The sequence below is a fragment of the Herpetosiphon sp. genome (assembly GCF_003512625.1).
GTDB lineage: Bacteria > Chloroflexota > Chloroflexia > Chloroflexales > Herpetosiphonaceae > Herpetosiphon > Herpetosiphon aurantiacus.
This window is the reverse complement of the sequence record NZ_DOPT01000091.1, coordinates 67,510-81,881: the sequence shown is the minus strand read 5'-3', so window position 1 is coordinate 81,881 and position 14,372 is coordinate 67,510. Positions and strand designations below refer to the sequence as shown.

The 14,372-nt window shown below is 51.8% G+C and carries 13 protein-coding genes; 11 read left to right on the top strand and 2 right to left on the bottom strand.

Annotated elements, in window-relative coordinates:
• Positions 1–128: 128 nt before the first annotated feature.
• Positions 129–785: a winged helix-turn-helix domain-containing protein gene (locus DEF47_RS19925; protein WP_012190504.1), complete on the bottom strand. Its 657-nt coding sequence runs from the start codon at positions 783–785 to the stop codon at positions 129–131.
• Between the two features lie 152 nt (positions 786–937).
• Here DEF47_RS19925 and DEF47_RS19920 point away from each other — a divergent pair, with 152 nt between their 5' ends.
• The 11 genes from DEF47_RS19920 (at position 938) to DEF47_RS19870 (ending at position 13,732) form a co-directional block, all read left to right on the top strand.
• Positions 938–2,647: a serine/threonine-protein kinase gene (locus DEF47_RS19920; RefSeq protein WP_012190503.1), complete on the top strand. Its 1,710-nt coding sequence runs from the start codon at positions 938–940 to the stop codon at positions 2,645–2,647.
• Complete coding sequence (selA, locus tag DEF47_RS19915; protein WP_287045312.1) at positions 2,592–3,995, top strand: L-seryl-tRNA(Sec) selenium transferase; 1,404 nt, start codon at positions 2,592–2,594, stop codon at positions 3,993–3,995. The genes DEF47_RS19920 and selA overlap by 56 nt, the downstream gene beginning before the upstream one ends.
• A 25-nt stretch (positions 3,996–4,020) precedes the next feature.
• Positions 4,021–4,536, top strand: coding sequence for a hypothetical protein (locus DEF47_RS19910; protein ID WP_012190501.1), 516 nt, complete (start codon positions 4,021–4,023; stop codon positions 4,534–4,536).
• 83 nt (positions 4,537–4,619) lie between these two features.
• Positions 4,620–5,048, top strand: coding sequence for an RrF2 family transcriptional regulator (locus DEF47_RS19905; protein WP_012190500.1), 429 nt, complete (start codon positions 4,620–4,622; stop codon positions 5,046–5,048).
• Between the two features lie 130 nt (positions 5,049–5,178).
• The gene (gene trpE, locus DEF47_RS19900; protein ID WP_012190499.1) at positions 5,179–6,696 is read left to right on the top strand and encodes an anthranilate synthase component I; all 1,518 of its coding nucleotides are present in this window, start codon (positions 5,179–5,181) and stop codon (positions 6,694–6,696) included.
• Positions 6,697–6,845: 149 nt separating this feature from the next.
• A complete protein-coding gene (locus tag DEF47_RS19895) occupies positions 6,846–7,394 on the top strand; it encodes a ribonuclease H-like domain-containing protein (protein ID WP_012190498.1) in 549 nt (182 codons plus the stop codon).
• 7 nt (positions 7,395–7,401) lie between these two features.
• The gene (gene pknB, locus DEF47_RS19890) at positions 7,402–9,210 is read left to right on the top strand and encodes a Stk1 family PASTA domain-containing Ser/Thr kinase (RefSeq protein ID WP_012190497.1); all 1,809 of its coding nucleotides are present in this window, start codon (positions 7,402–7,404) and stop codon (positions 9,208–9,210) included.
• 32 nt (positions 9,211–9,242) lie between these two features.
• On the top strand, positions 9,243–9,734 hold the full coding sequence (locus tag DEF47_RS19885; RefSeq protein ID WP_012190496.1) for a hypothetical protein: 492 nt from the start codon (positions 9,243–9,245) through the stop codon (positions 9,732–9,734).
• A gap of 294 nt (positions 9,735–10,028) precedes the next feature.
• Entirely contained in the window at positions 10,029–11,243 is a 1,215-nt protein-coding gene (locus tag DEF47_RS19880; RefSeq protein WP_012190495.1) for a phospholipase D-like domain-containing protein, read from the top strand.
• A gap of 9 nt (positions 11,244–11,252) precedes the next feature.
• Complete coding sequence (locus tag DEF47_RS19875; protein WP_012190494.1) at positions 11,253–12,560, top strand: glycosyltransferase family 4 protein; 1,308 nt, start codon at positions 11,253–11,255, stop codon at positions 12,558–12,560.
• Between the two features lie 338 nt (positions 12,561–12,898).
• Complete coding sequence (locus tag DEF47_RS19870; protein ID WP_012190493.1) at positions 12,899–13,732, top strand: alpha/beta hydrolase; 834 nt, start codon at positions 12,899–12,901, stop codon at positions 13,730–13,732.
• On the opposite strand, the gene DEF47_RS19865 is transcribed toward DEF47_RS19870, so the two are convergent.
• Positions 13,729–14,340 (bottom strand): TetR/AcrR family transcriptional regulator, encoded by a 612-nt coding sequence (locus DEF47_RS19865; RefSeq protein ID WP_012190492.1) that lies wholly within the window; start codon positions 14,338–14,340, stop codon positions 13,729–13,731. The genes DEF47_RS19870 and DEF47_RS19865 overlap by 4 nt on opposite strands.
• Positions 14,341–14,372: the final 32 nt, after the last annotated feature.

Genomic DNA, 14,372 nt, shown 5'->3' with positions numbered 1-14,372 from the left:
CCCTGCACCCCCTCAAGGACATGAATACACTATCATTCATCCATTGATGAACCACAGGATTGGTGGTTCACAACGGAAAACGAGTAAAAACCTACCCTCGTAAGGAGGAGGCTAAGGCGGTGAGGGCTTTAATCTAAGCTCAATTTATAGCCAAAGCCGCGCACAGTCAGCACAAAGCGTGGCGCAGATGGATCGATCTCGATGCGTTGGCGCAAACGATAGATCAAAGCGTCGATGGCATTGTAATCGTAGACCTCATAATCCCACACGCCAATCGCAATTTGCTCTTTACTCACGACCTCGCCACGGCGATTGTAGAGCAGCTCTAGCAGCTGAAATTCCTTGGCGGTGAGTTGTGGGTCAAGCCGTTTACCCCGCACATAAACTTCCTTGGCAGCACTATCAACGTGCAATTCAGCTTGATCTTGGGTGGCGATCCGATGCATCACCACAGGCGGCGGCGTGCCTTTCATAGTTGCTTCGGGATCGCGAAAAATGATCACCGTATCGGCGACCCAAACTTCGTCGTTATTGCGTAAGGGTGCGAGGCCATTGACCTTAACCCCATTTAAATAAGTTCCGTTGGTGCTATCGAGATCGCGAATATAACAGCCGGCTTCATCGCGTTCCAAGCGGGCGTGACGGCGCGATGCTAAACGATGATCGATGACAATATCGTTGGCCACATCGCGTCCGATGGTGAGAATGGTTTGTTCCCATGACATAAGTCGCGGTGGCACATCTTGGTTCTTAATTGTTAGCGATGGCACTGGCTGATCGCTCATAAAAAATTCCTCCTCAAACACACGATGCATGGAGAGGCGTGGTATGGTATGCTAGAGTCTTAGTCAGAGACAAAGCAAAAGGGCTATGATAGAATGTGACGCGATTCTAACATAGGGCTTCTGAATGCGCTAGAGGCGCAAGGAGCGGGCGTTTGACTTCTTGGAATGGTCGCCAATTTGGCAAGTATGTTTTGCACAACGAAGTTGGGCGCGGTGGTATGGCCCGCGTTTTTCGTGCGACTGATACCACTTTGCAACGAACGGTTGCACTTAAAATTCTTGCACCTCAGCTGGCGAGTGACCCCGAATCGAGCCAGCGCTTTGAGCGCGAAGCGATTACCGCTGGCAATTTGCATCATCCTAATATTGTAACCATTTTTGATGTTGGCGAGGCCGAAGGCTTGCCCTACATCGCCATGGAATATATTGCTGGGCGTTCGCTCCAAGCAGTCATCGATGAACAAGGTGCGCTTGGGTTGGGCTACGCCGTGGCGTTGTTAATGCCCGTGGCTGAGGCCTTAGATTATGCCCATTCGCAGCGAGCAGTCCATCGTGATGTCAAACCCCACAATATTTTGCTCAATGCCGATGGTCGGGTGTTATTAACCGACTTCGGCATTGCTCAAGCACCAGTTGTTAATGATAAGCGTCTAACCCGCGCCGGTATGTTTATGGGCACGCCAGAATATATTGCCCCTGAACAAGCCTCGGCGCAGTTGGTTGATGGCCGCTCCGATTTATATGCTTTAGGAATTGTGGCGTTTGAAGTGATCACTGGCCAAGTTCCCTTTACTGGAACGGTTCCAGAGTTGCTGGTTGCTCACACCTACACGCCGCCGCCAGCGATCACCAGCCTTGTGCCTGGCTTGCCTGCGGCTTTCGATAAGGTCTTTGAGCGAGCATTGGCCAAGCAACCAAGCGACCGCCCGCCTTCGGCAGTTGCCTTTATCGATGCCTTACGCACGCTCTCCGGTCGAGCTGGCATTATGATTCCTAGCAAAGACGATTTGCGCGGCTTGGCGGTTCCAGCTGGTTCTTCGGCTGGCAAGGCTACCGTGGCGATGAATGCGCTGCCATCCTTGCAACGCCAACATGATCCGAACGCCCAAACCGACGTTGGCTCGATTCAGCCGCAAGCGCGACCTGCCGCGCCTGTGCCGCAACCTGTGCCCCGCCCAAGCAATCCGAATCCAACGGCTCGGGTTGCGCCGAGTGCTCAATCGCGGCCTCAAGCTGCTCCGGCTCAGCCACGCCCACGCCCAACGCCGCCAAGCAGTAGTAATGCTGCTCGGCCTCGCATGCGCACCCGTCCGGTGATGCGCACGGCCACAACCAGCGATCCTTTAAAAATTATTTACCCTGTAGCAATCATTATAACCCTAGCTGTCTTGGGGATTGTCTTTTGGCAACGAATTGGTCAAGGCAATCGCGGTTTGATTTCGTTGCCAACTGCCACCCAAACCAGCAGCTTATCAGGGCCATTTGTGCCCGAATCGACGCGAATTCCTACGGCGGTTCCGAGTAATACACCCGAACCAACCCCAACCGATGCGCCAACCGAGCCGCCCAGCATCACGCCTGAGCCAAGCGCAACCGTGCCATCGAATACACCGACGCGCACCACCCAACCAACCCGCACTGTGCCGCCGACGCGCACGACCCAACCAACGACGGTTGTGCCATCGAACACGCCAGTTGAGCCAACCCCAATTCAAGCAACGCCAACTGACGTGCCACCGCCAACTCCAACCAATGGCCCAACCGTTGCGCCAACCCAAGATCTACCAACCGTGACGAATCCTGGGGTTGAGCCAACTGTGGTTTATCCGTTGCCACGGCCTGCGCCGTCGCCGATCTCCTGAGGTTGGCTTGAGTTTGCGCAATTTGCCAGCGGTACATGGGCTGATTGGCCTGTTGGCCGAGCGTTTCCCCGAACTGCCTGCTCAATGGTTGCTTGAGGCCGCCCGAACCAGCCTTGAGCAGGCTCGCCACGCGATTCGTTCTCACGCTGCTGTTCCATCAACTAAACAAATTGTGGCTCATGCGGTGGACTTAATTCTCCAACGTCAACAACCACCACTGCGCCACGTGATCAATGCCACAGGCGTGATTTTACACACCAATCTTGGGCGTGCACCGCTCAGTGCTGCTGCCCATCAGGCCATAATTACGGCCAGTGCTGGCTATAGCAACCTCGAATACGATTTGGCGCAAGGCGAGCGTGGTTCACGCAATAGCCTGTTGGAGCCACAACTGCAACGCTTAACCGGAGCCGAAGCGGCATTAGTGGTCAATAATGCGGCGGCGGCAATGTTGCTTTGCTTGAGTTGTTTTGCCCAAGGGCAGGAAGTAATTGTGAGTCGTGGCCATGCGGTTGAAATTGGCGGCGGCTTTCGAATTCCTGATATTTTGCGCCAAAGTGGTTGCATTTTAGTCGATGTTGGCACGACCAATCGCAGCTATTTGCCCGATTATACGGCGGCGATCACCAACCAAACCGCAGCGTTATTGCATGTCCATGCCTCGAATTTTCAGGTGCTGGGCTTTACCCACGAGCCAAGTGTGGCCGAATTAGCCCAAGCCGCCCATGAGCATCAAAAGCTCTTAATTTGCGATCTTGGCAGCGGTGCGTTGTTAGATACCCAGGCCTATGGATTGGTAGCCGAGCCAACAGTTGCCATGATGGTTCAAGCCAAGGCTGATTTAGTAGTGTTCAGCGGCGATAAATTGCTTGGTGGCCCGCAAGCAGGGTTGATTGTCGGCAAACGCCAGCTGATCGATCAACTGCGCAAACATCCATTATTGCGGGCGCTACGAGTTGATAAATTGACAATTGCCGCCTTGAGTGCCACGCTTTTGGCCTATGAAACCCAGCGAGCGAGCAGCGAAATTCCAATCTGGCGCATGGTCACCAGTTCGCTTGATGAATTAGAACAACGCGCACTACCGCTGCTGGCGCAATACCCCGCTGCCGAACTTGTGGCAACTCATGCTACCATTGGCGGTGGTTCGCTGCCTGGTTCAAGCTTGCCAAGCCGAGGGCTAGCCCTTGACGGCATGGCTGAAGCTTTGAGCAAACAACTTCGTGCCAACGACCCACCCATTGTTGGTCGAATTCAAGCGCAGCGCCTAATCCTTGATCTGCGGACTGTGCTACCTGAGCAGGATGCAGTGCTTATGGCGGCGTTAGCAGCCCTCGATCCAGCCTAACCTGTCATAGAGAGGGACGCAAGCTATGACTTCAAATCAAACGGCATTGCTGCTGGAAACAGCGGTGGCGGCGTTATATGCTGGCGACCGTCGCAGCGCCCGAGTTTATTTAACCCAAGCTTTAGCCCTAGAACCCTATAACGAAATCGCCTTGCTCTGGCTGAGTGGCGCGGTTGAGCTGCCCGAACAGCAAATTGCCTGCTTGGAGCGGGTGCTGGCGATCAATCCTTATAATCATGCAGCGATTCGCGGTTTGGCCAGCTTGCGCGGCCCACTTGAGCCGATGGTGGTCGAACCAGAGCCATTGCCGCCTTGGAACCCACCTGAGCCATTGAGTTTGAGCCAATTGGCTGAATTGCCAGTCTGTTGTTATGCCTGCGATGCCCAATTGTATGCTAGTGCGACCTTTTGTTGGCGCTGCCATGTGCATGTGCGCTGCTGTGCCAATTGTATTTTTAATGGCTATGTTGAATGTAAAACTGAGCAAGCAATTCAATCGGAGCAACTGCCCAACTGTTGCCCATGGTGGCGACCAATTTAAAAGGCTCGCTTTTGACTTCTCTGGCCCCTAATGCTAGCATGGCGGCTATCTGAATTGATTGTATATAGCAGCAATGAGGCAGAATGCGATTATCAACCAAAGGTGAATATGGCGTGCGAGCGTTATTTGATTTGGCTCAGCACTATGGCGAGGGTTTGGTGCAAAGCCACGAAATTGCCGAGCGTCAAGCTATCTCAGAAAATTATCTCAATCAATTGTTAATCGCATTGCGCAAAGCTGGCCTAATTACCAGCGTGCGTGGCCCTCAAGGTGGTCATCAGTTGGCTCGCCCTCCCCAAGCAATTAGCTTGCTTGATGCTATTTTGGTATTGGAAGGGCCATTGTTGCCAACACCCGAAGGCGCAAGCCTCGATACTTTTGATGCTGGTTTGTTGGGCGAAGTTTGGGGCGAATTACGCGCCGTGATCGAAGGCCATCTCAGCGAAATGACCATCGCCGATCTCTGTCAACGCAAACACCAGCAACTCGATTCGCCGATGTATTATATTTAGGGATCAGGGGTAGGGGATTAGGGGTCAGAATTTAGGCTGATTTTACAATTGATCTTTTTTTTACATTCCTCGAACTAATCCCTGGCATCTGACCCCTGACCCCTCTTCTTATAGTTTTTATGGAGCGTTCATGGCTTCGCCAACATTTGAACAAGTGCAAGCATGGGCTGCGGCTGGCTACACCCAATGTGCAGTCTATCGTGAGTTAGTCGCCGATTTGGAAACGCCAGTGTCGGCGTACTTGAAGGTTGCTCAGGGTCATTATAGTTTCTTGCTTGAAAGTGTTGAGGGTGGCGAGCAAATTGGTCGCTATTCATTTATTGGCTGTGAGCCTCATTTAATTATTCGTGGCCTTGGCCAGCAAAGTATTATTGAAACTGCCAATGGCGAACGTACCAGCTTTGATGATCTGACGACGCTTGATCAATTAGAACGCTTGGTGGTTGGCACGCAACGGGCTAACCCTGCGCCTCAACCTGATTTGCCGCGCTTTACGGGCGGGGCGGTTGGCTTTTTGGGCTATGAAACTGTGCGCACGTTTGAACGTTTGCCCGCGCCAACCCTGCGCCCATTGCAAATTCCCGATGGCGTGTGGATGGTGGTCAAAACGGTTTTGGCTTTCGACCATGTGCGCCATACGATCAAAATTATGAGCACACTGGTGTTTGATTCGGCGGTAGATTTGGCAACTCAATTTGCCGAAGCCAACCAAGCGATCGAAGCCATGACCAAAAAATTGGTACGGCCATTAGCACCCGAAGTCTATAGCTCAAGCGCCGCCTCGCCCAGCTTACCCGAACTCAACGAGCAATTGCAATCAAATCAATCGTTTAGCGAATTTAGCACCGCGATTGAAAAGGCTCGCGAATATATTCGGGCTGGCGATATTTTTCAAGTGGTGTTATCGCAGCGTTTTCAGCGTGAAACCGATGCCGAGCCATTTGCGGTCTATCGAGCACTGCGCACGGTCAATCCATCACCATACATGTTCTTTTTGAATGTGCCTGATGCGGCGATTATTGGGGCATCGCCCGAAATGTTGGTGCGGGTTGAAGATGGCATTATTGAGACCCACCCAATTGCTGGTACGCGCCGCCGTGGCCGCGATGCCGATGACGAAGCTCGCATGCAGGCTGAATTATTAGCCGACGAAAAAGAACGGGCTGAGCATTTGATGCTGGTTGATCTTGGGCGCAACGATGTGGGGCGGGTTTCGCTGCCTGGCACCGTCCACGTGCCCAAATTTATGCAAATTGAAAAATATTCGCATGTGATGCACTTAGTTTCGGTGGTCAAAGGCACGCTGGATACCTCGCGCTACTCGCCATTGCATGCCTTACGCGCCTGCTTCCCTGCTGGCACGCTGACTGGTGCGCCCAAAGTGCGGGCCATGGAAATTATCGCTGAATTAGAGCCAAGCCAACGCGGGCCATATGGTGGTTGCGTTGGCTATGTCTCGTTTGGCGGGTTGTCGCTTGACACAGCGATTACTATTCGCACAATGGTTATCAAAGATGGCGTAGCCTATATGCAAGCTGGCGCGGGGATTGTCGCCGATAGCGATGTTAAATTGGAAGATCTCGAAACCCGCAACAAAGCTGGTTCGCTGATTCGCGCCTTGCACGTCGCCGAGATGTTGGAGTTGTAATGTTGGGGGTCGGAGATCGGTTGTTGGAGGTCGGGTTAAGGTCGAAGTCATTTTAGCCAATTTGGGAATATTGATTTAAGCTATAAATGACTATAACCTTAATTATTTAATCCGATCCCCGACCCCCAATCTCCAGCCCCTCGCAAATTATGGACGCATATCTTGATATTGAAACAACCTGGCAGCGCACGATTAGCGTGATTGGGATTTACTTGCCCCGGCGTGGTACAGTTCAACTGGTTGGCGCTGGGGTTAGTGATGTTAATTTGTATGCGGCCTTGGCAGGAGTCGAAACGATCTATACCTTTAATGGTGCAAGTTTTGATCTGCCGATTATTTACAAAGCCTTGGGTGCAGATTTGAAGCGCGAGTTTGAGCATTGCGATTTGTTGCGCGAATGTCGGCGGCAAAATCTGCGCGGTGGCTTGAAAGTTGTTGAACAAAAGATCGGAATTGCCCGTTCTACTCATGGGCTTGATGGTCGTGATGCCTTGCGTTTGTGGCAAGCCTACGAAAACTATAACGATCAAAACGCTTTAGATTTATTATTACGCTACAATCGCGACGATATTATTCATTTGCCACGTTTGCGTTGTTACTTACATAAACTAGCTGAGCCTGATTTGCACCCGCATGTTACGATTTGGCATGCGTCTGAGCAATCGTTGCTGTCGCCATTGAGCGACGAGGAGTATTAGTGGGGCGATGAGCGAACAACCACGAATTCTCAATAATCGCTATCAATTAGAGCGAAAACTAGGCCAAGGCGGCATGGCAACGGTCTATCTTGGGCGCGATTTGCGACTCAATCGACCAGTTGCGATTAAAGTGTTACATGGCCAATATGCCAGTGACGAACAATTTTTGCGCCGCTTTAAGCACGAAGCCGATGCCGCCGCCCAATTGGGGCATCCCAATATTGTGCGGGTTTATGATATCGGGGCCGAGGGCGATCTGCATTATATTGTGATGGAATATGTCCAAGGTACCGATCTCAAAGAAATTATTTCGTTGCAAGCCCCCTTGCCAGTGCCCCGCACCTTAGCGATTGTGCGTCAAGTGGCCGAGGCCTTGCAAGCCGCCCATGATAGCGGTTTGGTGCACCGTGATGTCAAGCCGCAAAATGTCTTGATTGATACCAATGATTATGCGCGGCTCAGCGATTTTGGCATCGCCAAAAGCAAGCAATCCTCGGCATTAACCGACCCAGGCACAACCTTTGGGACTGCCGATTATCTTGCGCCAGAACAGGCTCAAGGTTTGGGCGCAACGCCGCTTTCCGATGTCTATGCCTTGGGCGTGCTAACCTATGAGATGCTGACCGGACGTTTGCCGTTTAGTGGCGATTCGCCTTTGGCAGTCGCCTTGCAGCATATTCAGGCAGCACCGCCGCCTTTGCTCAGCTATAATCCGTCGATTCCGCCGCAGCTTGAGGCGATTGTACTCCAAGCGATGGCAAAAGATCCGGCTCAACGCCCACAATCGGCGCGAGCGTTTGCCGAGTTGTTGCGGCTATATCGTGAGCGCGGCAACCAAGCGACCATGGCTGTGCCTTCGTCGAATGCTGGCCGTTTGCCGCAAACCCAAGAGCCTGCCGAGGTGCGTCCGCCCCGTCAACAACCAGCGCCGCCAGCTCGCCCGCGCCAAAATTATGCTCCACCCTTGGCCGCCCAACATCCCGTGCCAATGAACCAACCCCAATCACGCCAATCATCTGGTTGCGGCTTATGGGTGATTGCCACTTTCTTATTGGTCGGAATTGGCGGTTTGGTCTATGTGCTGATGTTTACTGATGTGATGCAATCGATCAGCCAGGCTTTTGGTGGAAATAAGCCGACCCAAGTTGCCCCAACGGGTGAGCCAACTCCCGCCCCAGAAATGGTTGAAGTCCCCGATTTGGTTGGCCGAACCGAAAGCGAAGCGCTTGATCTACTTAAATCGCTGGAGCTTGGCGAACAACGCAAAGAGCCACGCAACGATCTTGCGCCAGCCGCAACCGTAATCGGCCAAGATGTTGCTGCTGGAACCAAGGTCGCTAAAGGCACGGTCATTCCGTTTACCTTAAGTTTAGGGCCAGCCCAAGTTGAAATTCCCGATGTAACCCGCCAACAATTCGATGCCGCCTCGGATGCGTTGATTCGGGCTGGTTTTAAAGTTCGGCGCACCGACACGCCCGATCAAACGATTCCAGCGGGCTTTGTCTTACGCCAAAATCCGCCAGCAGGCTTGAAATTGGCTCAAGGCAGCGAGATTGAATTGGTCGTGAGCGTCGGCGATCTGGTAATGTTCCCTGATCTGATTGGCCGCCAGCGGGCTGAGGCTGAGGCAATTTTGGCGACACGCAGCGATTTACGCCTCGATATTGTCGATGAACAAGGGCCAGATTTGATTCCCAATTTTGATAGCATCGCAGCAAATACGGTGGTGAGTGCAACCGCCAATGGTCAGCCAATCGATAATGGAGCCTTGATTCCGCGTGGTAGCATAATTGTGCTTGGGGTGCGTCGCCCATAAGACCAATGGTATCGATCAACAGGAGGATTCCAATGAGCCTTGATCGCCAAGCGGCATTTGAACGTCTCGCTAACAACGAACGTTTAACCGACAATTTGACTGATGTGACGGCCAAGGCGCTTTTGCGTTGGGCTGAGCAACAACTTCAGGCTGGGGTGGCCGAGGCCGATGTGCTCCAAGCGGCGCGTCAAGCTAATCGTGATGATATTGTTGAGGTCAACGAGGTTTTGGCGGCTGCCAATTCAGCGTTGAATCAAGCGCATAAAGCGATGGTTGCAGAAACACCGCAAACTGCCGAGCCAGCTGCTCAAGCTGGCCAAGCGGTAGCCAATGCGCTGAGCCAATTAATTCCAAGTGTGGCCGAGAAAATGAGCAAGCTTGGCCAGAATGTGCTTGATGGGGCTGGCCAAGCCGCCAAGCAAAGCCTGATTACTGCCAAAATTGACCGCATGGGCCAAATGTTGGGCGCAAATGCGCGACCTCGCTCACATCGGATCAAGCGCCGCCGTGGTTGGCGAGGATAATTTAGTAAGGATGAAGGATGAAGGTTATACTCTAGGCTCTATTAATGATTTATTGAGCTAGCAATGGCTCGTGCCCCTCGCCCGCCGCAGTGGGAGAGGGGTTGGGGGTGAGGGCATGCTGACCGTTGCACTATAAACCATTACACATAGAGCATAAAACATAGGGGTCAGAGGAAAGTATGAAGGATGAATTATGAGGGATGAAATTAAATAATTCGTGGAATTCGTGGAATTCGTGGCTAAAAATCTGATCCCTAGCCCCTGCCCCCTACCCACTATCGAAAGGCTGGAATAATGGCGCGTAGCACATCGACCACGAAGCTCAAACCTTGGCAAATTGTCGTGATTCTGGTGATTGCTGGGTTGGTTTATGCCTATCAGGCGGGCTATTTCAATCGTTGGCTTGGCAGTACTAGCCTTGAACCAACCAGCGTGGCTGGGCCAACGACACCCACAAACCCGCCAACAATGGCCGATCCCAATAATGTGCTCGCGGCGCTTGATCCAGATAAAGCCTATGTTGCCGAAGGTGCATGGTATCAGGTATTTTTTACCCGCCCAAGCTACCCTGAAAAAGCAGCAGGCCGGAAAGGTGGGGTTGATGCGGCGATGATTGCCGATATTGATGCTGCTAAAAGCACGATTTATATTGCATCGTTCGATTTTGATTTAGAATTGATGACCGATGCCTTGATTCGCGCCAAAAAGCGTAAAGTCAAAGTTCAGCTCGTGGTTGATGATGAAAATTTGGCTTCACCGGAAGTTGCCGAAACGACAGGTCGTTTGGAAGCAGCTAAAATCCCAATTACGTGGGATGAGCGTTCAGCGTTTATGCACAACAAAATCGTGGTCATTGACGATACAATTGTTTGGACTGGCTCGATGAATTTGGTTGTAAACGACGTTTATCGTAACAACAATAATATGATTCGTTCCACCGTGCCTGAGTTGGTCGCTAATTATCGCCAGCGTTTCTTGGATTTGTTCGCTGGCAAGCTGGGTAGTAAAGCTCCCAAAAATACGCCCAACCCAGTAATTAAATTGGCTGGTGGGGTGCAGATCGAAACCTATTTTTCGCCAGTCGATAAGCCGCGCTCGAAAATTGTCAATTATATTAAAAAGGCCAAACAATCGGTCAATGTACTGGCATTTTCGTTTACCGACGATGATACCGCCCAAGCCTTAATCGATCGCCATGAAGCTGGCTTAGAAATTCAAGTTGTGATGGAAGCTCGCAACGCCGATGGCACTGGCTCGGAGTTTGGCATTTTGGAAGATGCCGGAATCCCGATTTTACGTGATGCGAATTGTTATATTTTACATAATAAAACGATGATTATCGACGAAAAAATCGTGATTACTGGCTCGTATAATTTTACTGCGGCAGCTGAAAATAATAACGATGAAAATTTATTGATTATTACTGATCCCGATTTGGCACGCCATTATTTGGCTGAATTTGATCGGCTGTATGCCCAAGCCAAAAATCCTGCTGGTTGTGGCCGTTAGCGAGTATTCATGCGGATTTTACACGTTATTCAGCGCTATTACCCGTATATCGGCGGCTCAGAGCAGGTTTGCCAAGTGATTGCTGAACGGTTGGCAGCCGAAGGGCATATGGTCGATGTTTGGACAAGCAATGCATGGGATCTTGACCATTTTTGGGCTAGCGGGCGACGCACCATCGATCAGCCAACTGAGCAACACAATGGCGTAACGATTCGGCGCTTTCCGGTCGTGCGTGCACCTGGCCCAGCCTTGGTCTACCCAATTTTGCGACGGGCAATGCTCGAATTTGGGCGTTTGCCAGCCACAGGCAGCTTGTTGATGGCGCTCAGTCAAATTACGCCGCGCATGCCAACCTTCAATCGTGCCCTAAGCCAAGAAGTTGGGAAATTTGATCTGATCCATGCAGCCAACATTACCTTAGATTTTATGCTGATTCCGGCGCTAAAATATGCCAAGCAAGCTAAAATTCCGTTTGTACTTTCGCCATATGTCCATTTAGGCGTGCCTGGCGATCGCTCGTTAGTGCGCTATTACACGATGCCGCATCATATTAAGTTAATGCAGCAAGCTGATCGAGTGATCGTACAAACGCCGCTTGAGGCCGATTATCTGGCTGATTGTGGCATTTCGCGCTCAACCCTACGTTGCATTGGGGTGGGAGTTGAGCCACATGAATTGGCAGGCGGCGATGCTGAGCGTTTTCGCCAAGAAACTGGCATTCAACAACCGTTTGTGCTGTATATCGGCACCTTGGCCAAAGAAAAAGGCGCGTTCGACCTGATTCGTGCGATGGAGCAGCTTTGGGCAAGCGGGCGTAGCGAGCATCTGGTGATGGTTGGCACGCCGATGGCCCATTTTGAGCAGCTTTGGGAAACGCTTGATCCTGTCAGCAAGCAGCGGATTCATGTGTTTGCGCGAGCGCCGCAAGCACGCAAACGCGATGCCTTGGCCGCTGCCACGCTGTTCGCCATGCCCTCACGCACCGATTCATTTGGAATTGTCTATCTTGAGGCTTGGTTGTATCGCTTGCCCGTGATTGGGGCCAGAGCTGGTGGAGTGCCAGCGGTTATTCGCGAGAACGAAACAGGCTTGTTGGTTGATTATGGCAATGTTGCTCAACTTATAGCAGCCTTGACCAAGTTGCTGACCAACCCTGATTTAGCCCAACAACTTGGCCAGCAGGGCTATATGCGAACCTTGGCCGAGCTAACGTGGGAGCGCAAATATGCCCAAATTCGGGCGGTGTACGCAGAACTTGTAGAAACTGGGGATCGGCTGTCGAGGGCTGGGGATCGAGAGTCAGAGATTAGACTATAACACAGAGCATAGGGGAGTATGGCTATCGGCTTTGGGCTATTGGCTATCGAACAATTGGTTAGATGTGATAGATTATGAGGTTAACAACCAGTTCCACCGTGCCCTCACCCCCGACCCCTCTCCCACTGCGGCGGGCGAGAGGCGTTCCAATCGTCATGATAGAGGGGTTCCCCCTCGCCTCGCTGGGCGGGAGAGGGGGCTAGGTACATTGCCGGCTCAATGAATCGTTACGGTTAGAACCTTAGTGTTCTTCGCGGTTGCATCCTTCGTGACCTTTGTGGAGCAGAACCGATCCCCGATCCCCAACAACCGATCCCTAAAAACAGAAAGGCTAGTGCATGGAACATACAACGGCAACATTTACAGGCGGCAACAACACGACGATTTTTTATCAAACATGGCGGCCAGCTGCGCCCAAAGCCACCGTGGTGGTGGTGCATGGCTACGCCGAACATAGCGGGCGTTATCAACATGTAGCCGAGGCCTTGGTTGCGGCCAATTATAGTGTTTGGGCGCTTGATCATCGTGGCCATGGGCAATCGCAAGGCAATCGCGCAACGGTCAAACATTTCGATGAATTTGTCAACGATTTAGCCAGTTTTGTGCGCTTGGTGCGCGATAAAGAGCCAAATGGCCCGTTATTTATGCTTGGCCATAGCATGGGTGGTTTGATCAGCACGCTCTACACGTTGGACTATGGACATAATTTGCATGGCTTGGTTTTGACTGGCCCAGCCTTCAAAGTTGATGCCACAACTCCCAAAGTGGTGGTAAAAGTTGGGGCGTTTATTAGCAAATTTCTGCCAAACCTACCAGTTGCCCCATTCGATCCCCAGTGGAACAGCCGCGATCCCAAGGTAGTCGAGGCCTTCAAGGCTGATCCCTTGAATTACAAAGGTGGCATCAAAGCCCAAATGGGCACATCGATGATCAATGCAACCAAAGTGATCGACCAACGCGCCCACGAAATTAGCTTGCCAGTGCTGCTCTTGCAAGGCTTAGCTGATCGCTTGGTTAGCCCTGCTGGCGCGATGCATGCCTTTGGATTGTTCAAATCGCAAGATAAAACCCTGCATAGCTACCCTGGCTTGTATCATGAAGTGCTGAACGAGCCAGAACAAACCACATTAATCCCCTTAGTTATTGAATGGCTTGATGCGCATATGGCCTAAATTTGCCCATATTTCAAGCCATGCCAAAGCAATTTTGCGCTGTTACGCACCAAGCGCTCGGGATCGATTGTGCCTTGCGGTGTGATTTGATCTTGGAGCGCTAGGGTTGCTAAACCATGAACCGCAGCCCATGCCGTAAATGCCAGTTGGCGTGGTTCACCGGAGCCAATCAAGCCCGCCGCTTGGCCGCGTTCAATTGTGCCAACCAACACCCCAAAACTAGCCTGAGCCGCCGCATGAGTCGCGGGGTATTGCAAACGATCAACTCCAGAAACCCCAAACATCAAACGAAATAAGGTGGCATTGTTGATCGCAAATGTGACATAGGCAATGCCACATTGAAAAAATTGTTCAGTTGGATCTTCGCTGTACTGGGCTACTTCTCCGGCAACGAATATTTGTAATTGCTCAAACCCAGCGCAGGCTAAGGCCGCCACCAAGGCCTCTTTATTGGGAAAATGGCGGTAGGCCGCTGCATGGCTCACCCCAGCCTCGCGACTGATCGCCCGTAAACTCAGCGATTCGATCCCTTGGCTGGTGAGCTGCTGCTTGGCAAGCGTCAAAAGGGCTTGGCGCAAATCGCCGTGATGATACCGTTCTTCCATCATGTAGCTACCTCAATGTTGACAGTGGTAACATT

Coding starts and splice junctions, on each gene's coding strand:
- DEF47_RS19925 (WP_012190504.1), bottom strand. CDS start 785: ATGAGCGATCAGCCAGTGCCATCGCTAACAATTAAGAACCAAGATGTG.
- DEF47_RS19910 (WP_012190501.1), top strand. CDS start 4,021: ATGACTTCAAATCAAACGGCATTGCTGCTGGAAACAGCGGTGGCGGCG.
- DEF47_RS19905 (WP_012190500.1), top strand. CDS start 4,620: ATGCGATTATCAACCAAAGGTGAATATGGCGTGCGAGCGTTATTTGAT.
- trpE (WP_012190499.1), top strand. CDS start 5,179: ATGGCTTCGCCAACATTTGAACAAGTGCAAGCATGGGCTGCGGCTGGC.
- DEF47_RS19895 (WP_012190498.1), top strand. CDS start 6,846: ATGGACGCATATCTTGATATTGAAACAACCTGGCAGCGCACGATTAGC.
- pknB (WP_012190497.1), top strand. CDS start 7,402: ATGAGCGAACAACCACGAATTCTCAATAATCGCTATCAATTAGAGCGA.
- DEF47_RS19885 (WP_012190496.1), top strand. CDS start 9,243: ATGAGCCTTGATCGCCAAGCGGCATTTGAACGTCTCGCTAACAACGAA.
- DEF47_RS19880 (WP_012190495.1), top strand. CDS start 10,029: ATGGCGCGTAGCACATCGACCACGAAGCTCAAACCTTGGCAAATTGTC.
- DEF47_RS19875 (WP_012190494.1), top strand. CDS start 11,253: ATGCGGATTTTACACGTTATTCAGCGCTATTACCCGTATATCGGCGGC.
- DEF47_RS19870 (WP_012190493.1), top strand. CDS start 12,899: ATGGAACATACAACGGCAACATTTACAGGCGGCAACAACACGACGATT.
- DEF47_RS19865 (WP_012190492.1), bottom strand. CDS start 14,340: ATGATGGAAGAACGGTATCATCACGGCGATTTGCGCCAAGCCCTTTTG.